This is a genomic window from Rickettsia sp., from assembly GCF_965035265.1.
The window spans coordinates 1-19,565 of sequence record NZ_CBCDJS010000011.1 but is presented as its reverse complement, the minus strand read 5'-3'; the positions used below and the strand labels follow the sequence as shown (position 1 = coordinate 19,565).

The following is a 19,565-nucleotide window of genomic DNA, read 5'->3' as shown; positions in this document are numbered from 1 at the left end:
TTTAATGAATGATTTACAAGAAATATATTATCCGAACACTAAAATTTACGATCAAATATATAATATTGCTATAAATGAATTTTTAAAACAAAACTCTAATAAATTTGATATTATTTTTAGTTTTTGCGGATTATCGTTTACTAACAATTTAATAGAATATTTTAATTTAATATACTCATCTCTTAGTAAACAAGGGTATTTCGTCCTTTGTTTACCTATTTCTGCAAACACTAAATTTGTAGTAAAACGTAAAGAATTTATTTTTAACCTGAATGAAATAAATAATATTTTACAAAAAAATAATTTTACTATATTAACTTCGGAAGAAATAATACTAGCGGAAAACAATAAATATAGTATTATCGTTTGTAAGAAAACAGCATAAATCAATGAGAATATTAATTATATTATCCATTATTTTATGTTCATTATCGATAAGAGCTGATCTTGAATATGTTGATAATGACATATATAACTATAATGGTGGAAGAAATGAAAACGGTTGTTTGGAAGTTTATGATCCATACGAAAAATTTAATCGTAAGGTCTTTGCTTTTAACTCTACGTTAGATTATATAATATTACGTCCTTTAGCTGTCGGTTATAAGAAAATTACAAATGATTACGTAAAAGCGCGTGTTAATAGTTTTGTCAGTAATGTTGATACACCGCTTACGGCGGTAAATTACGGACTTCAGTTAAATTACGATAAAACTATGAAAAGCGTTTGGCGGTTTCTCATTAACACGACGCTTGGTATAGGCGGTTTATTTGACGTGGCAGGTAAAGTAGGGTTGCCGTCCGACCGTCAAACTTTCGGTAGTACCCTCGCACATTATGGAGTTGCCCCCGGTCCTTATTTGGTATTGCCAATAATCGGTAGTACTAATGCAAGAGATATGACGGATTCGGTAATTACTAATTATGCTCTTAATCCATTAATGCACTACACTCATAATGATTTTGATTTAGGAGTACTAGCAGTTAGTAAAATAAACGATCGATATGTTGTATTGCCGTTTAGTGATTATGTGATGAAGAATTCTACAGATCCTTATGTGGCTATTAGATCGGCATTACATCGTGCTCGTGAAGCATCGGTTCAATATCCTGAAAATTTTAAATGTCCTAGCCCTTATGAAAGAAAATAAAAATTAACTTAAAGGAGTATTATATGCAAAAAATTATTACAGGTTTATTTCTATTGGTTGTAACATTTTCAGCTTATTCTAATGAGAAAGTGCCTGCCGGTTTGAATGGTTACGTTACTAATTTAGTAAATGAAGCTTCTAGTATATTAAACGATAGTAAACTATCTGAGCGAGTAAAGATTGCTAAAGCACGTGAATTAATGTCTCAGAACCTAGATTTTGATTGGATGGCTAAATATACGTTAGGCAGAAATGGGATAAAAACTTTATCAGGTGGGCAAGTTCAGGAATTCATCAAAGTTTACTCTAAATATATTACTAAATCTTATACTGATTTAATAAAAGATTATAAAGGCGAACAGCCTAAAATAGTAGGAGTTCGTACTTTAAGCTCAACCGATTTTATGGTTGCTATGAATATCATTAGCAATAAAGAGCAAGACCCTATTAAAGTAGAATATCTTGTACGTGAAATGAAAGGAAACGGAAAAGATTTTTTTAAAGTTTCTGATATAATTACGGAAGGAGTAAGCCTTATTGGAGCTCAACAAGACGAGTTTACTGATACTTTAAAAAATCAAGGTTTTGAGGCACTAATACAAAAATTAGAAAGTCGTTCTTAAATTCGGGGTTTATAACCATTGCATAGTTCTTAAAAAATGGTTTATGTCATTCCCGCGTAGGCGGGAATCTAGTACTTTAAAGCCTTTTAAAAGCTCGATTTATCTCGCTTTACCCGGGATTCCCGCCTACGCGGGAATGACATAAGAAACATTAATATTACCTCCATGAAAATCCTAGCAGGCAGTAGTAATAAGTTACTTGCATCTCGTTTAGCTATAGCATTAAATATTAAATATACTGAGCCGAAAATTACCTATTTCAATGATTCCGAAATAAAAGTAGAAATTCAAGAATCGTTTTATAATGAAGAAGTAATCATAGTACAATCCACATCAAAACCCGTTAATGATCGCTTAATTGAGCTGTTCCTGCTATTAGATGCAGCAAAAAAAGCGGGAGCAAATCGAATAATATTGATAATGCCTTATTTCGGTTATGCAAGGCAGGATAATCAGTCCACAATTCCTGCTAGGTTAATAGCTGATTTTTTAGAGAAGCTCGGAGTAAACCATATAATTACTATTGATTTACACTCCGATAAAATAGAGAAATTTTTTAATATTCCTGTTTCTAATCTTGAGCCTATAAATTTATATATCCCGTTTTTAAGAACTTATAGCAACTCCGTCATAGTTGCACCTGATAAAGGAAGTATTAACCGTGTACAAAAAATTAGTAATTTACTGAATATAGATTCAGCTTATATAAACAAAGAAAGGGATAAAAATAATAATTGCGAGATGATAGAAATAAGCGGTAAAGCCCAGGGGAAAAATTGCATATTAATTGATGATATTATAGATAGCGGCGAAACAATAGTAAAAGCAGCGAGGTTTTTAAAAGAATATTCGGCTTTAGCAGTTAGTGCTTTTATAACTCATGCAGTGCTTTCTCCCGGCTCTAAAGATAAAATTGAAAATTCGGCGATAGATAATATTTTTGTTACCGATACTATAGAAGTAGGTGACTTATCTACAAAATTTCATATAATACCCGTGTTGCCTATCATCGTAAAAGAGTTAAGAAATATACTATGAGCTTGTGTACTCTAGAAATAAATCTATCTGCAATAAAAGCTAACTATCGTTTGTTAAAAGATATTTGCAAAACCTCATTAGTCGGTGCTGCCGTTAAAGCTGACGGTTACGGTCTTGGGGCAGTACAAATTTCTAAAGCTTTAATAGAAGAAAATTGTCGGCATTTTTTTGTAGCCTCAAGTGAAGAAGGAGCGAATTTATGCAAAGCTTTAGGAGTAGATGTTAATATTTTAGTTCTTAACGGAGTTTTTGAACATGACGCTTTAGAGCTTATAGAATATAATTTAACACCTGTTCTAAATAACTTAAAACAAATAGAAATTTGGCAAAAATTTAGCAATTTGAAAAATAGATTACTGCCTTGTTATTTACATTTCAATACCGGGATTAATCGCCTTGGATTAACTCATAATGAAATAGAGCAGCTAACTAATGATCGTGATTTGTTAAAAGGGTTAGATTTACAATATATTATAAGCCATCTAGCTATATCTGAGGAAATAGATAATCCTTATAATCTAGAACAATTAAACAGATTTAAAGCTTATTTACAATATTTTCCAAACGTCAAAGCAAGCCTTGCTAATTCCGGCGGCATATTTTTAGGACAGGATTACCATTTTGATTTAGCAAGACCGGGGGCTGCTTTGTATGGGCTAAATCCTTTAACACACAACCCTGTAATCTTAAAAGCTCCGATAATTCACTTGCAGAATTTGACACTAGATAGCCATATCGGTTATAATATGACTTTTACAACTAAGCGTGATAGTATCATTGCAACGTTACCGCTTGGTTATGCCGATGGGTTTAGTCGTAATTTTAGCAATCAAGGCGAAGTATTTATTAACGGTTACAGCGTTCCTATAGTAGGGCGAGTATCGATGGATTTAATAAATATCGATGTTACCGATCTACCACCGTCCGATATTTTTCTAGGGCAGGAAGTGGAAATTATCGGAAATTATTGCACGCCCGATAAAATAGCGAGTATTATAGGTACTATCGGGTATGAGGTATTGACTGGCCTTGGTAGTAGGTATAGAAGAAAGTATATTGGATAGATGCCTATTAATGTCATTCCCGCGTAGGCGGGAATCCAGTACTTTAAAGCTTTTTAAAAGCTCGATTTATCTCGCTTTATGCTGGATTCCTGCTTTCGCAGGAATGACATAGCGTACTTAAATTAAATAGAAAAAATATACACAAATGTTATTAAATATAGCTAATTCAGTCGGTAAACGTACCATAAAAATAGCACAAAATATAGGTAGTTTTTCTTTATTTAGCTTTGCTGCTATTAGCAGTATTGTAAGACCGCCTTTATATTTGAGTTTAATCATTCGGCAATTATTATTTATCGGATTTTACTCTTTACCGGTTGTTGCTATGACGACTTTTTTCTCAGGTGCGGTACTTGCTCTGCAAAGCTATACCGGATTTTCCCGTTTCTCGGCTGAAAGTTCTATTGCAACGGTAGTAGTATTATCGCTGACTAGAGAGCTTGGACCTGTCTTAGCCGGATTAATGGTAGCAGGACGAGTAGGAGCATCGATTGCCGCCGAAATAGCAACAATGAGAGTAACGGAGCAGGTGGATGCTTTATACACTTTATCTACCGATCCTATTAAATATTTAGTTTTTCCAAGAGTAATAGCGGCCATTATTACAATGCCTTGCCTTGTTTTAATCGGTGATGTAATAGGTGTTATGGGTGGTTATTTGGTAGGGGTATATAAACTTGATTTTAATAGTGCGGCTTATTTAACCAGTACTTTTCAGTATTTAGAGCCGATTGACGTAATTTCCGGTCTTGTTAAAGCAGGAGTTTTTGGGTTTATTATTTCTATAATAAGTTGCTATAGCGGCTATTATTCAGGTAAGGGGGCTAAGGGAGTCGGAAGAGCAACTACCTCGGCAGTAGTAAATTCTTCTATCCTTATCTTAATAAGCAATTATTTAATAACCGAATTATTTTTCAAAGTGTAAATATGGCAACAAAGGAAGAATTTAAAATTAAAATTCGGTCATTATATAAATCATTTGCTAATCATAAGGTGTTAGACGGAATAGATTTGGATGTAAAAAAAGGCAGTTCATTAGTTATTTTAGGTGGTTCCGGTAGCGGTAAATCAGTTCTAATTAAAAATATAGTAGGATTGATTAAACCTGATAAAGGTAAAATTTTTATTGATAATGTAGAAATCCAAAATATCTCAAGTAAACAAAAATTTGAGGTTATGGACGGTATAGGCTTTTTATTCCAAGGCGGAGCATTATTTGACTCTTTAAATGTACGTGATAATATTACTTTTGAGACTAAAAAATTATCTAAGAAAGAAAAAAACGACCTTGCCGGTGCAAAGCTTAATTCCGTAGGTTTGTCCCCTAGAATACTCGATCTTTACCCATCCGAATTGTCGGGAGGAATGCAAAAAAGAGTAGCCCTTGCTAGAGCAATTTGTAGTACGCCGTCGATTTTATTCCTTGATGAGCCGACAACAGGGCTTGATCCTATAATGGCAAATGTTATTAATGAGTTAATTATAAAAATCCAAGAAGAGCTTGGGGCAACTACGATTACTATAACTCATGATATGATTAGTGCCGAAAAAATAGCTAAAGAAGTAGCTATGATTTATCAAGGAAAAATTAAATGGTACGGCAATAAAGATGAAATGCGTAATAGTGATAATCCTTATTTAAAACAATTTATAAATGGATTAACTACCGGTCCTATAGATTTTAATTAGGATAAGAATTTATTCTAAATTCGCATTATTGAGGTATAAAATGTTAAGAAATTTATTATTTGCAATAGTATTTTTAGGTATAAATCTAAATGTTTATGCTATAAATGCTAGTGCTTATACGGCAGATGATATAATAAAAATAGTAATTATTCTTGGAATAGTTATTTTAATTTTTAGTCCTGCAAAATTCCGTATAGTAGTTATCGGAACTATTTTAGGTTTGACTTTTGCCTATTTCACGTATAAATACATAGTACCTATCTTTATTTCTTTATTAAATGGACCATAATTAACCCTTGACACTATGGTAGTATTACTTTATATTTTTGTCTATTGTATATTTATAAGTTTTAAGGTATTTAGCTTATGTCTCGTAAGTGCGAACTCACAGGTGTGGGTGTTTTATACGGCAATAATGTGTCACATTCTCAGCGTAAAACTAGAAGACGTTTTGAGCCTAATTTAAGGTCTGTTAAGTTTACAAGTGATATAACGGCTGAAGGATATAGATTATCAGTTAATGCTAAATGTATTAGTTCTGTTGAAAAAGCTGGCGGGTTTGATGCATATATTCTAAAAGCCAATGATAATGTTTTATCTAGTACGGCTAGAGCTATTAAGAAAAAAATAATTCAGACTAAAACGGCAAAATCATTATGAAAAGCGGTATACATCCAGAATATAAAAAGTTTTTGATTAAAGTAGGAAGCGATGTTTTTGAAGCAATGTCTACTCATCCTACGGGTGAAATTTTAATGGATGTTGATTTTAGAAAGCATCCGGCATGGAATAAAGATTCCGGAAATGTAGTAAATCAATCGAACAAAAGTGTTAGTGATTTCAATAAAAGATTCTCAGGTCTTTCTTTTGGTAACAAAAAAGAAGCTAGCTAGATTTTCGCTTTCGCGAGAATGGCATTAGCAATGTTCGTATAGTAGTGAGTAAGTCACGATATAATGTGAACAAAGTCATTAATTCTCAATTATTGCGGGGTGGAGCAGCTCGGTAGCTCGTCAGGCTCATAACCTGAAGGTCGTTGGTTCAAATCCAGCCCCCGCTACCATATTTTTATATTTTCAGAAAGCTATTTTCTGAGGATTCCCACTTTTAGCGATGTTGTCGCATGGCTTATTTATGTCATTCCCGCGAAAGCGGGAATCCAGTAAAACACATAAAAAACTTGTTTTTTATGTGTTTATTTTGCTAAATATGTAACTTCTGTATCAATATTGAAGTCGTTTTTCTGGATTCCCGCCTTCGCGGGGAGGCATTGTTGCGTGGATACCCGAACCGTCATTGCGAGGAGCGAAGAGACGCGGCAATCCAGAAAAATAATAAAAAAATTCTGTAAATCAGAATTTTTAACTGAATTGCTTCGTCGAATTACTGCGTAATTCTTCTCGCAATGACGAGAAAACCGGTCCACGCAATAATGCCTCGCGGGGATGACATCGCACAGGTTTTTCGAGCCATACAACAACGTCTAATTTTTCTTGCAATGATTATACAATACCTGCAAATTTATCAAATCTAAAAAATTATGACTACTCAGAAAATAGTGCCTACAAAATTGACTGATGGCAGCAAGCTTTTTCGTCATGAAGCTAAATTTGTAGCTGGTGCTATGAATATAAACCAAATCCCCAATTTTTCATTACTGGAAATTGCTTTTGTCGGTAAGTCAAATGTCGGCAAATCAAGTCTAATAAACACGATATGTAATAATAAAAATCTTGCTAAAGTTTCCAATACTCCAGGGCGTACCAGGCAAATCAATTTCTTTAACCTTGCAGATAAACTTATTATAGTTGATCTTCCCGGCTATGGTTTTGCTAATGTTCCTATATCAGTCAAAGAGCAGTGGGAAGTATTAATTAGCTATTATTTACAAAATAGCCATAATTTAAGGTTAGTTAACTTATTGATTGATTCAAGAAGGGGTATAAAAGAAAACGATAAGAAAGTAGCTGAGCTATTACTTGCAAATAAAAGAGAATTTCAAATTATTTTCACAAAATCCGATAAAGTTACGGATCGCAAAAACCTTAACGACGAAGCACAGAATTTTCTTGCAACTTTAAACTACTCATGTAATGTTATGTATGTAAGTAGTAGGAGTAAGGAAGGTGCAAGAGAACTTAAAGCTAGTTTGGCAAAATGCATCAAACCTCAAAGGTAAAGAGGTAGATAGCATTTCTTCATTAAATAACATTACTATAATTAAGAATATAATAAAGTGTAGTAGTGAGTTGAAGAATCAAGCAATAGTTCTAAAATTACCTGCTACTATTATTATTGACGATAAATTATTTACGGCTTTTATTGAATCTGTTAGATTGCTTGAGATGTGCGGTGCTAAAATATATATAGTACATGATCATATTGATTTACGAAGTTCGTCTTTAATATCACAAATAGATGAAAATTTTAGTCAAAAAATTAGTAAAATAAGCGACTATAGTTCTCTAAATAATCCTATTATTATGGAAATTTTATCCAGTTACGTTAACAAGCTTATAGTAACAAAATTAAGTAGCGTAGGTTGTTATGCAGTTGGTATTTCAGGTAAGGATGCTAATTTACTGCAAGCAAAAAAGTCAAAATTATCTCACCGAAAAATTGTAAATAATGATGTTATAAATATTGGTTTTTTAAGCGAGCCTATTATTATTAACCCGGAAATTTTATTAAATTTTGAAGATAATAATATTATACCTGTAATAGCACCATTTGCGAGCGACGATCAGGAGAAAACGCATTTATTAAATGTTAACTTAACGGTAGCAACAATTGCTTCTGCATTAAGTGCGGAACATTTAATATTTCCATATGAGATATTACAGGTATCTGAGACGTTTCCGTATAATATAAAAATACGAGATATTAACTTATTGAAATCAATGCTGGGTGATAGTAATAATTTTATCGAAGAAGAATTAATTAAGATAGCAGTTAATGCACTTGAAAATAATAACAGTTACGTACATTTTGTAAATAGTGAAGTACCGAATTCAATATTATCAACTATGTTTGATATAAATATAAACTAAAGAGGTTTTTTATGGCAGGAGCATTAGCATCTGATCTTTTATTTGCACTATCAAGATAAGGATAAAAATTTATCCTTATCTTGAATATAATATTGAATAATCAAGACCAAAGGCGGCTTCGATCTTGATTATAAAAATTAATTTTAAATAAGAAACAGAGTTTTAAGTTTTTTAGATTAGGAAATATATAGATATAGGAGAAATTTATGGCAGGAGCATTAGCATCTGATCTTTTATTTGTAGGGTTAACTAGACCGCCGATGATATTTGGAGTAAGTATTAAGTTTGCTGCATTAAATATGATAATGACGATGATAGTATTTATTTGGAACAACGGTATTATGATTTTATTCATTGCGGCTGCTTTGCATTTGGTAGCTTATATTATATGTTTTAAAGAACCAAGATTCATAGAGCTATATTTAAATAAAATGTCCAGAACTAGCCAATGTCCTAATAAATTTTACTATGGAGCAAATTCGTATAATATTTGAGTTTGTTATGTCATTCCCGCGTGGATGCTAAACCGTTATTGCTACGCAGCCTATGGCTACTCGCAATGACAAAATAAATCAAAATAGTTAAATCAGGTGAGGTAATGAAGTTATTTAGAACTAGAGCGGCTAAAGAATTAAGGTCTAAACAAGAAAGACCCACTTCGCATTTTATTCCTTATAAATGTCATTGGGATAGTAATACTATTTTAACCAAAGATAATTCATTATTGCAAGTCATTAAAATAAACGGCTTTTCTTTTGAAACTGCGGATGATGAAGATCTAGACATTAAAAAGAATATCAGAAATGCCTTACTTAAAAATATGGCTTCGGGAAATATCGTTATGTATTTCCATACTATTAGAAGACGTAAAGCAGTGATATTTAACGATACGGAATTTACTTATGATCCTACCGTAAAAGTCCCTAATGATTTTATTACTTATTTAGGTGCAGAATGGCGTAAGAAACATGCGGGTGCTAGGTCGTTTTTTAATGAATTATATGTTAGTATTTTATATAAGCCTGATACCGGCGGTGCTGCTATAGTTGAGTATTTTCTAAAGAAGATTAGACAAAAATCTAATAAAACCGCTTGGGAAAATGACATGAAGGAGATGAAAGAAAATCTTCAAGAAATGTCAACTAGAGTGGTTAATACATTCAGAAGTTACGGAGCAAGATTACTTGGAGTTCGTCAAACGCCGTCAGGTAGTTATTGTGAAATTTTAGAATTCCTTTCATCTTTAGTTAATTGCGGCGACTCACCCGGACCTATATCATTACCGCGTGGTACTATTGATGAATATTTACCTACCCATCGCTTATTTTTTGATTCTCGTACTATTGAAGCAAGAAGTCCGCTTGGCAAGAAATATGCCGGAATGATCAGTATACTTGAATACGGTCCTAATACTTCGGCAGGAATTTTTGACGGATTCCTGCAAATGCCTTTTGAATTTGTCATGACTCAAAGCTTTGTCTTTGCTAATAGAACCGTAGCGATTGGTAAAATGCAATTACAGCAAAATAGAATGATACAATCCGGTGACAAGGCTACTTCACAAATTGCTGAAATCAATACGGCCCTTGATATGGCTACTAGCGGCGATATCGGTTTCGGTGAGCATCATTTATCGCTTTTATGTTCCGCAAATAATATTAAAGCTTTAGAAGATATATTATCAATGGCAGCAGTTGAGCTTTCTAATTCAGGAATTCAGCCGGTTAGAGAAAAAGTTAACATGGAACCTAGCTATTGGGGGCAGCTGCCCGGAAATATGGATTATATAGTACGTAAATCTACTATCAATACATTAAATATGGCTAGCTTTGCATCGCACCATAATTATCCACTCGGTAAAATTAAAGATAACCATTGGGGAGAATATGTCACAGTACTTGATACTACTTCAGGTACGCCGTTTTATTTTAATTTCCATGTGAGGGATGTTGGACATACTCTAATTATCGGTCCAACAGGTGCCGGTAAAACAGTTCTTATGAATTTCTTATGTGCTGAAGCACAAAAATTCAAACCTCGTATGTTCTTTTTTGATAAAGATCGAGGAGCAGAAATATTTATACGTGCTTTAAACGGAGTTTATACAGTAATTGATCCGGGTTTAAAATGTAACTTTAACCCTTTGCAGCTTGAAGATACTAGTGAGAATAGAACGTTTATTTTAGAGTGGCTTCGCGTGCTTGTAACTTCTAACGGTGAGAGTATAACTGCACAGGATAATAAGATCTTATCTCAAGCAATAAGCGGTAATTTTAGATTAGAAAGAAAAGACAGAAGACTTAGTAATGTTATAGCATTTCTTGGCATTGATACACCAAATAGTTTGGCAAGTAGGATTGCAATGTGGGTCGGTAAAGGTTCGCACGCTAAGATATTTGACAATGAAATAGATGATATTGATTTACAAAAAGCAAGGGTATTCGGTTTTGATATGACTGAATTACTTAAAGATCCTATAAGTCTTGCACCGGTATTATTATATGTGTTCCATCGTATTAATATCTCTTTAGATGGGCAGAAAACTATGATAGTGCTTGATGAAGCATGGGCCTTAATTGATAATCCGGTATTTGCACCTAAGATCAAAGATTGGTTAAAAGTGTTGAGAAAATTAAATACTTTTGTTATATTTGCTACACAGAGCGTTGAAGATGCAGCTAAGAGTAGAATTAGCGATACATTAATTCAGCAAACAGCTACGCAGATTTTTTTACCTAATTTGAAAGCTACGGATATTTATCGCAGTGCATTTATGCTAAGTCAGCGAGAATATATTTTAATTAAAACTACCGACCCTACTACACGTTATTTTTTAATAAAACAAGGAATAGATGCCGTAGTTGCCAAAGTTAACTTAGACGGTATGAATAATATAATTAGTGTTTTATCCGGCAGAGTTGAGACTGTAATATTGCTCGATCAAATTAGAGAGAAATACGGCAATGATCCGGATAAATGGTTACCTATATTTTATGAAGCAGTTAAAACATTATAAATTCCTGTTTGTCATCCCGCGAACAAGCCGGTGTTGTTGCATAGACACCCTAACCGTCATTGCGAGGAGCGAAGCGACGCGGCAATCTAGAAAAATAATTAAAAAAATTCTGACTTACAGAATTTTTTACTGGATTGCTTCGTCGAATTACTACGTAATTCTTCTCGCAATGACGTTAAGAGCCATCTCATACGAGGCAAGTAACTAGTTATGAAATTATTTCCTCGTAGTATACTTATAACATTAGTATTAAGCTTTGCCCTAAATTTAGGGCTAGTTACTAAAGCTCATGCCAAAGATACTCTTGATAGCATTATAGATGTTTTAAGCAGCTTAACTTGTGAAACTCAAGGAGTCGGCGATTTATTGCGTAGTGAATTCTCTCATACATGTATTGTTGCTCCGTTCTTTACTTTTGCGGTAATGAATCTTGTTTCCCCAGTTTTATACATGAATACGTTTCTGAAGCTTAAAATAAATGATAATGAGTTATTTAACGATAGTAGGTTTGGAAATTTTCCAGGCGGTCAGTGTACTCGTGAAAATAGAATTGATCCTAAAAACCCGGAATTACGTTTTGCCTTATGTAGTAATGCTAAATTAATTGTGGCTCGAGCAGAGGCGGTAGCAAAATCGGCACTTGCTATTGCTAAAGCCGTATTAACAGGGAGTGATCCTTGGGACGATATAAAAGAAGCATGGAAAAATAATAAAAAGGATTATTATGTTCCATATAGCGGTAAGCCCGGTGATGACGGCTTTGCATTTGATGTGGGCTTCCCTGTAATATATTGGAAAGTTATTCAAGATAAAGATAGGATATGTGTCTCAACAAAGGGGTTTACAGGAGACGTTCCCGTCGGCTGTAAATATATGAAAGAGCCGTTTCCGAAATCCATGTATAATAACTTTATGGATGTAGCAGATAAGGATTTTATTGAGGATCCAAATGCAACTCCTACCGATCCTTTAGCCTTAGTTTCCTGTAGTGCCGCAGGCGATGGATGTTATCAAAAAGCTTATAATGCTTCAAAAACTGCAGTAGTCATGACTTCTCCTCTTATAGAATGTATGAGGCAAATGATTGCTAGATTACTAATTAGTAAAGATGTTTGTAGTTTTGATAATGTAAGTCAAGTGGTTAATTTGGCTTCAAGGCAAGATAGTGCATTATTTCAGTTCCAAGTAGGAATGTATAAAATAGTTACGGCTTTTCTAACTTTATATGTTATGTTTTTTGGCTTTAAAATGTTACTTGCAGGTGAAGTGCCACCAAAAAGTGAGTATATAAATTTTGTATTGAAAATGATATTCGTAACTTATTTTTCAATAGGAATTAATATAACCCCTGGTAGCGGCTCTCCGTATGACCGGCTAGACGGTATGATTCAGTGGGCGTTTCCTTTCTTACTTGACGGTATAAACGGTTTAGCAAGTTGGGTTATGAATGCTGCTCCGTCCGGTTTATGTAAATTTAACAATATTTCCTATGAGGGCAGTGTTTCCTATATTGCATTATGGGATGCGTTAGATTGTAGGGTAGCTCATTATTTAGGGCTTGATATATTATCTACGTTACTTGTCGAAAATGCTTATCGAAGCCATGATTTTTTAAATTTTGATTTCTTTAGCTTTAGTGCCCCACCATATATTTATTTGCTAATTCCGGCAATAATATCAGGTAATATGACGTTAGTGTCGCTCGCTCTTTCTTATCCGTTACTTGTGATTTCGGTTGCTGCCTTTATGGTTAATGCAACGATTATGTGTATGATATCTATAGTAATACTAGGTATTTTAGCTCCTCTTTTTGTACCGATGTTTTTATTTTCATATACACGAAGTTATTTTGATAGCTGGGTTAAACTGATGATCTCATTCTTGCTACAGCCTATGGTGGTAGTTACTTTTATGATCACGATGTTTTCGGTTTATGATTACGGTTTCTACGGTAAATGTCAATATAAGAGCAAGTTGATTAATAATAGTATAGAAGACAAAATTCAAGGTGGTATTACTTCTAAGCGGGATGTTTTAATATTCTATATTAATAATGATTGGACGCAATATACTAAATACGATGCAGAAAGTTGTCAAAATAGCTTAGGTTATATGTTAAATAACCCTATTACCACGGCATTTAATTTTGCAAAAGATAGTGTACAACAAATAGTTACCAGCAAACCGGATGAGACTTGCAATCCAGACGGTACTTGTACTCCAAAATCAGGGGAGCCTCCTTGCTCTTGCAATGCAAAACCAGGGGATAGTAGTACAAGTAATTTCCTCGGTAAATTCCAGTTTTTATCGGGAGTGGTTTTAGGTCCAGGGATGTTTTTTATGTCTCCAAAAGTGCTTTTTGAGAAAATTAAAAATATTTTGCTTGCGTTAGTTACGGCATGTTTTACATTGTATTTGATGTATAATTTTAGTAGTCAGCTAGCTGAATTTGCTGCAGATATGACGGAAGGGGTAGCTCTTAGTAATGTTGCTATAAAACCGCAAGCAATATTTAAGGCAGCTATGGCAGGGCTTGCTATGGCGGGGGCTGCAACCAAGGGGCTTGATAGTATAGCAAGTAGAGGAGGAGGAGCCGGTGATTTAGGTGCAGCTAAAGGTGGGGTAAGTGATAATGTCGGTGCAAGCGGAGGAGGAGTCGGTGATAATATTGCTGTGAGTGGAGGTACGTCGGCACCTGCGGTAACAACGCCGACAGCTTCGTCTTCTGTAGCAACTTCTAGCCCAAAAACTGTAAGTAGTGAAGCAAGATCAGATATTGTTACTCCTCCTCCTGCTCCTCCGGAAGCTGTTTCACCGCCTGCTAGCATTAGAACTTCTATTTCTACACCTGCACCTGCACCACAAAGTAATATTGAACCTGAAAGTGTCGGAAAAATCATAAGAGATAATAATCAAGAAAGTAAAAAAGAGACCGATAATACTCCGCCTCCACAAGAGAAAGTTGATAATGCAACTCCACAAGAGAAAGTTGATAATACACCGCCTTCACAAGACAAAGTTGACAACGCAAGTAAAGGTACAGGAGTAATTGATTATAGTTTTAACTTAAAGGAACATGATAATCCTACAGGAGTAAAGCAGATACGGGAAAATGCAGAGATTCGGGATAAGCGTGCAGCAGTAGAGAAAGCGTGGAATGAATTAGTAGCAAGCGGAGGAGGAAGAGTAAGAGACCAGCAAGGTGAAGAAACATCGGAGCGACGTACGAATGCAGAAAAGAAATGGAATGAATTAGTCGATAGCGGTGTAGCAACTGAGATAAGAGAAAGAGATAATAGTGTAACTAATAAATTTGATAAATTAGCTGATCAGATTAATAAATCCGAAAAGTCAGAAGACGTTAGACCAGAAGATAAAAAAAATCAGAGGATAAAAGAAACTACCGAAGTTGAACCTGAACTAGATTTATCCGGTGATCTTAAGATTGATCGTACTATTAGAGGGCCTCAAGATAGTAATAACCCTGAAAGAAAAGACGAAGTAAATGAGAATAGAAGCAAAAAAATAGATAGTGATTCCGATGAAAATTCATAATATTATAAAAATTTTTATTGTAATTTGTCTTGAGGCTTTCGCTTTAAATAGCTTTGCCGGCTTTGGGGAATCATGTTCTAGTTTACCGACTACCGGAGATGGATATTTAGAAACCGATACGGCATATGGCTATATAATTCGTAATATTGATATGAAAGATCCGAGAGGTAATTGTAACTCGGCTGCGTCTGGTATAACGTTTTGTTTTAAAAATGTAGAGGGTAGTAGTAGTCCTTGTACCATATATACTTTAAATGAGGGTGATGCTAAGAAGATTAGTGATTTAAGTATTGATAATAACCCTGATCTTGGAGCAAATCCCGTATTACAAAATATCGTTTTAACGGTTAAAAAATGGGATAATGATCTATGTTTAGTTATGCCCACGTCAAGGGGGCCGATGCCGGTAGCATGTAAATCTTTAAGTGCTACTCCGACGCCTACCCCGCCTGATAATGAGAATTGCAATATAGGAAAAAGCTGTTATACGGGAGCAAATTATAGTCAATCATTAATTAATTTTTCCGGTCTTGCAGTTCAGTGTTTGAGTGAAACGCTTAATAAAGTATTTTTTGTCGGAAATGGCTGTAGTTCTCAAGATCAAAATTCTAGAATAACCAATCTTGCCGCTTTTTCTACGTTTCAAGGTTATTTAAAGAGAACTATAGGTGCGGCACTAATTCTGTATACTATGTTTTTTGCCTTTAATATGGCTCTAAATAAAGAATATGCAAGTACTGAAAAAATAGCTCTTTTTGTAATAAAATTCTTATTTGTTGCTTATTTTTCTATCGGTCTTGGACCTTTAGATTTTAGCGGTGGTCAGCCGACAAAAGAAAACGGTATGTTAACATATGGATTACCTCTTTTGACAGGAGCAGCACCTAGCTTTGCACAGATGGTCTTTAATGCAGCGGGTTCTAGAGGATTATGTCAGTTTGATAATTCAAAATATAAGGACGGTTATAAATTTTATGGTTTATGGGACGCTATTGATTGCCGTATAGGTTATTATCTTGGCTTGGATTTACTTTATAATATAGATAAGAATGGAGTTTTAGGGAGGTCGGTCGGTAATGGTCCCAGCGGTAATAATACACCTATACCTAATTTTGATCCTGATGGCAAAAAAGACAGACCGAAAGATTTAAGTAAAGCGGGATCATTGAGATTTTTTACCGTTATGTTTGGCTTCTTTATGGCTGGAAACATCATTATACTTGCAGCAGGTTTAGTATTTTCTGTAATATTTTTATCTATACTTTTATATTTTATTACGCATTATTTAGTTTGCATGATTACTATTTACGTTATGACATATGTTTCTCCTATATTCATTCCTATGGCTTTATTTACTCGTACAAAAACTTATTTTGATGGGTGGTTAAAAGTATGTATCTCATGTGCATTGCAGCCGGCAGTAATAGCAGGTTTTATAGCTTTATTAGTCACTATGTATGATTCCGCAATATTTAAAAATTGTGAATTTCTTAGATATGATTATGAAAAAGGAGATATTAAATTTAGTACTTTTGAGTTAAGGTTACCAAGCGGTGGTCAAGATAAATGCCAGGAAAGTTTTGGATATAAAATGTTACAATATTATGCAGGTGAAGGTTGGGAAGAGCATTTATTGATACTTTTCCCAATAAAATCAATTGTTAGAGATGTTGTATCTATTTTAGCGGAACTTTTGTGCGTATTAGTATTTTCGGTTATTTTTTATTATTTCTCTAAATCTATAGGACAGTTTGCGGCTGATTTAACTAACGGTCCTAATATGAATGCAGTAACGGCAAGTCCAACTAAAATTGTTGATTTAGTAAAGAAAGGAATAGATTTTGCTAAAGATGCTGCTATGGCTACGCAAGGTAAGCCGCCGGTAGGAGATAAGCCTGGTGAGAGTGGACGTAAGGGCGGAGAACAAAGCGATGATACACTTGGTTCAGCGGGAGGAGGTAGTGATAATGCCAAAGATGCTGTATCATCAGTTGGAGGTAAATGATAGAATATGCAGAGTAACTTATTAAAAGTTTTAGGAATACTCGCTATAGTAGCAACGCTAGTTTGCTTTATTTTTGCAGCACTTGGTATGATAGGAGCAGTAAAAGTCGGTAATGGCTGCTACATGAGATATGCTCCGGACGGTAAAGGAGGTTCGGATTCAATAACCGGTACTATAACCCTTAATGCTAATGCTAATTATGTAAACACTTCTAAAATGCTACCTGACGGCACAACTCAGCTTATTCCTGATCCTACTCGTTACAATGCATGGTTAAATACCCAGGTGCCAGTAGAAAACAACCAACCGGTGAATTTACAAGTGGTCGGTCAGACTAGTTTGTGTTTAGCTTATATACCAAAAGATAATTTACAACGTACAGGGGCTGGATCTAATTTAGACGATAGCGGTAAAATGATCCCGATCCCTCGTGTTACCGATGCAAATAATCCGCCTGTCTCTCTAATAATGGATGCAAAAAATAATGAATGGCGTAATATTACCGAATTATATGCTAATGATAGAGTTTTAGTTTCCGTATATCCTAGTTTTGCCGGTACGGGTGCAACAGTTAATGATGTTTTTAAAGGTACTCCGGTTACGAAAGATTGTTCACAAGACCAAACTTCTTACGATCCGATTTGTGGAAAATATTCTATTTATTCCGGTCCATATGTTAATGCTTGCGAATTGAAGCAGAATTATTGGAAAGGTAATAAACGTAGAGAAAAATGTTCAGGATTGTGTCTTTTTGGTTGTATTCATCCTGAGGATGTTGCCCCAATCATATGTAGTGCTGCCGGTGCTTGTTGTACTGCTTGGATATGCGATTCTTTATCTGCTTGGGTAAATCACAAGGGTTACATGCCGGAAGCTTATAAAGATGACGATAGTTTTACCTTTAATTGGTCAGATAATCCGGGTAATTTATATATAGATTACATGAATATAAAATGTAATAATGCTAGTATTGGTCAAAAACCTGTCGGAACTTGTCCTGATAATGCTGACTATAGTGTATCAAAAGATAAAGATTATATAAATGGAGATTTTCAAAAGAATCGGAGATTTTGGTATACGGCTGATGGTAAAGGAGGCAAAGGACCAACCGGATTAATGTGGCAGCTTAGTCACGAGGCTCAGGCTAATCAATTTGCTAAGTTTGTTGCAGATTCAGATCAACCGCCTGAGTATAAAGATAAAGACGGTAAATATATATATAAAGTTATATATAATATACCTTTTAACAGTAATATTGAAAAAAGTTATTTACAATATAGGCTTTGGTCTCCCACCTCACAAGATGCTAGTAAGAATACGGGCGGATATGTTCTAAATATTAAACAGACTAAATGCTATAGAGAGAACGGTAATAGTTTTAACGATACTTTTGATGATCGGGGACAAGTGCAATATATAATAGTACCGGCTTCAGAAGATCCAAATTCTAAAGATTCCAACGGCAATCCTATTAAATCTTATTCAGCCACCGGAATTAACGTTGATAGTGATGGTAAAGCTACCCCCCCTATTACAGCAAACAAAGCGGGTTATATATGGATGAAAATTCTAAATGATCCGAAGGATTATAAAGACAGTGATGGTAGCTATAAAGTGCATTTCTCAACATCCTTAAAAGTAGGAAGTTTTACTATTAAAGTAATGGAGCCATTACTTCAGTTATTTAAAACTAAAGTTCAAGGGGCTGCTACTTCTATTTTTAAAAATATGGTATGTTATAAAGCCACTGATAATTCATCCTGTACTAACTTTTTTACCTATATTAAAGCAATTTTGATTCTGTATGTGATGACTTACGGAGCAATGTTCTTGCTCGGCTTTGCTAAGATAAACCAAAAAGAGCTAGTAATCAGAATAGCAAAAATCGGAATAGTTAGCGGACTTATGAACGGTAATACTTTTGAGTTTTTCAATAATTACCTTTTTGATGCAATTACCGGTTTTTCAGACTCAATTATTGCTAATATGAGTGGGTATAGCTTGTTTACTTCTACTAATACTATTTCTAATCCTTTTATGTTTTTAGATGCAGTAATGAGTAAAATATTTTTTAGTCAAACATTTATTGCTCAATTACTTGCACTTCTTTCTCTTGGGCTTAGCGGTATTATATATTTTATAATTACTTTTATTGCGGTCGGTATAGTAATTATTACGGCACTTAGAGCTATTGCCGTTTATATTATGGCATTTATGGCAACTTGTATATTAATCGGTATAGCTCCTTTATTTATTAGTTTCTTATTATTTGATTTTACTAGGTATTTATTTGATAATTGGGTGAGGTTTACGATCCGCTATATGGTAGAACCGGTAGTTATGATGGCAGGTATTATAGTACTAACACAACTAT

The 19,565-nt window shown here is 34.3% G+C and carries 17 protein-coding genes and 1 tRNA gene; all 18 read left to right on the top strand.

The annotated features are described in order from the left end of the window. Positions 1-385: class I SAM-dependent methyltransferase (locus tag AC1Z7D_RS01620; RefSeq protein WP_482601435.1), on the top strand; the 385-nt coding region annotated here is incomplete at its 5' end. 4 nt (positions 386-389) lie between these two features. Further along, positions 390-1,151: an MlaA family lipoprotein gene (locus tag AC1Z7D_RS01615; protein ID WP_482601434.1), complete on the top strand. Its 762-nt coding sequence runs from the start codon at positions 390-392 to the stop codon at positions 1,149-1,151. A gap of 23 nt (positions 1,152-1,174) precedes the next feature. Then, complete coding sequence (locus AC1Z7D_RS01610) at positions 1,175-1,774, top strand: MlaC/ttg2D family ABC transporter substrate-binding protein (RefSeq protein WP_482601433.1); 600 nt, start codon at positions 1,175-1,177, stop codon at positions 1,772-1,774. Between the two features lie 165 nt (positions 1,775-1,939). Next, positions 1,940-2,812, top strand: coding sequence for a ribose-phosphate diphosphokinase (locus AC1Z7D_RS01605; protein ID WP_482601432.1), 873 nt, complete (start codon positions 1,940-1,942; stop codon positions 2,810-2,812). Then, positions 2,809-3,876 (top strand): alanine racemase, encoded by a 1,068-nt coding sequence (locus AC1Z7D_RS01600; protein ID WP_482601431.1) that lies wholly within the window; start codon positions 2,809-2,811, stop codon positions 3,874-3,876. The genes AC1Z7D_RS01605 and AC1Z7D_RS01600 overlap by 4 nt, the downstream gene beginning before the upstream one ends. A 145-nt stretch (positions 3,877-4,021) precedes the next feature. Then, entirely contained in the window at positions 4,022-4,801 is a 780-nt protein-coding gene (locus AC1Z7D_RS01595; protein WP_482601430.1) for an MlaE family ABC transporter permease, read from the top strand. A 2-nt stretch (positions 4,802-4,803) separates the two neighbouring features. Then, entirely contained in the window at positions 4,804-5,565 is a 762-nt protein-coding gene (locus AC1Z7D_RS01590; RefSeq protein WP_482601429.1) for an ABC transporter ATP-binding protein, read from the top strand. 40 nt (positions 5,566-5,605) lie between these two features. Then, on the top strand, positions 5,606-5,854 hold the full coding sequence (locus AC1Z7D_RS01585; protein WP_482601428.1) for a DUF5510 family protein: 249 nt from the start codon (positions 5,606-5,608) through the stop codon (positions 5,852-5,854). Between the two features lie 77 nt (positions 5,855-5,931). Beyond that, a complete protein-coding gene (rpmB, locus tag AC1Z7D_RS01580; RefSeq protein ID WP_482601427.1) occupies positions 5,932-6,225 on the top strand; it encodes a 50S ribosomal protein L28 in 294 nt (97 codons plus the stop codon). Next, positions 6,222-6,458, top strand: a complete 237-nt coding sequence (locus AC1Z7D_RS01575; RefSeq protein ID WP_482601426.1) for a 50S ribosomal protein L31 — start codon at positions 6,222-6,224, stop codon at positions 6,456-6,458. The genes rpmB and AC1Z7D_RS01575 overlap by 4 nt, the downstream gene beginning before the upstream one ends. 93 nt (positions 6,459-6,551) lie before the next feature. Further along, positions 6,552-6,628: transfer RNA gene (locus AC1Z7D_RS01570), tRNA-Met, on the top strand. A gap of 477 nt (positions 6,629-7,105) precedes the next feature. Next, positions 7,106-7,744 carry a ribosome biogenesis GTP-binding protein YihA/YsxC gene (yihA, locus tag AC1Z7D_RS01565; RefSeq protein ID WP_482601425.1) on the top strand — a complete coding sequence of 213 codons (639 nt, stop codon included), beginning with the start codon at positions 7,106-7,108 and terminating at the stop codon, positions 7,742-7,744. Continuing rightward, the gene (locus AC1Z7D_RS01560) at positions 7,692-8,615 is read left to right on the top strand and encodes an amino acid kinase family protein (protein ID WP_482601424.1); all 924 of its coding nucleotides are present in this window, start codon (positions 7,692-7,694) and stop codon (positions 8,613-8,615) included. Before yihA ends, AC1Z7D_RS01560 begins: the two co-directional genes overlap by 53 nt. 206 nt (positions 8,616-8,821) lie before the next feature. Then, positions 8,822-9,109: a type IV secretion system protein VirB3 gene (locus AC1Z7D_RS01555; protein ID WP_010976817.1), complete on the top strand. Its 288-nt coding sequence runs from the start codon at positions 8,822-8,824 to the stop codon at positions 9,107-9,109. Positions 9,110-9,213: 104 nt separating this feature from the next. Further along, positions 9,214-11,631: a VirB4 family type IV secretion/conjugal transfer ATPase gene (locus AC1Z7D_RS01550; protein WP_482601423.1), complete on the top strand. Its 2,418-nt coding sequence runs from the start codon at positions 9,214-9,216 to the stop codon at positions 11,629-11,631. A gap of 210 nt (positions 11,632-11,841) precedes the next feature. Further along, the gene (locus AC1Z7D_RS01545) at positions 11,842-15,186 is read left to right on the top strand and encodes a type IV secretion system protein (RefSeq protein WP_482601422.1); all 3,345 of its coding nucleotides are present in this window, start codon (positions 11,842-11,844) and stop codon (positions 15,184-15,186) included. Further along, a complete protein-coding gene (locus AC1Z7D_RS01540) occupies positions 15,173-17,191 on the top strand; it encodes a TrbL/VirB6 family protein (RefSeq protein WP_482601421.1) in 2,019 nt (672 codons plus the stop codon). The genes AC1Z7D_RS01545 and AC1Z7D_RS01540 overlap by 14 nt, the downstream gene beginning before the upstream one ends. Positions 17,192-17,197: 6 nt before the next feature. Continuing rightward, a partial coding sequence (locus AC1Z7D_RS01535) for a TrbL/VirB6 family protein (protein ID WP_482601420.1) occupies positions 17,198-19,565 on the top strand: 2,368 nt, incomplete at its 3' end.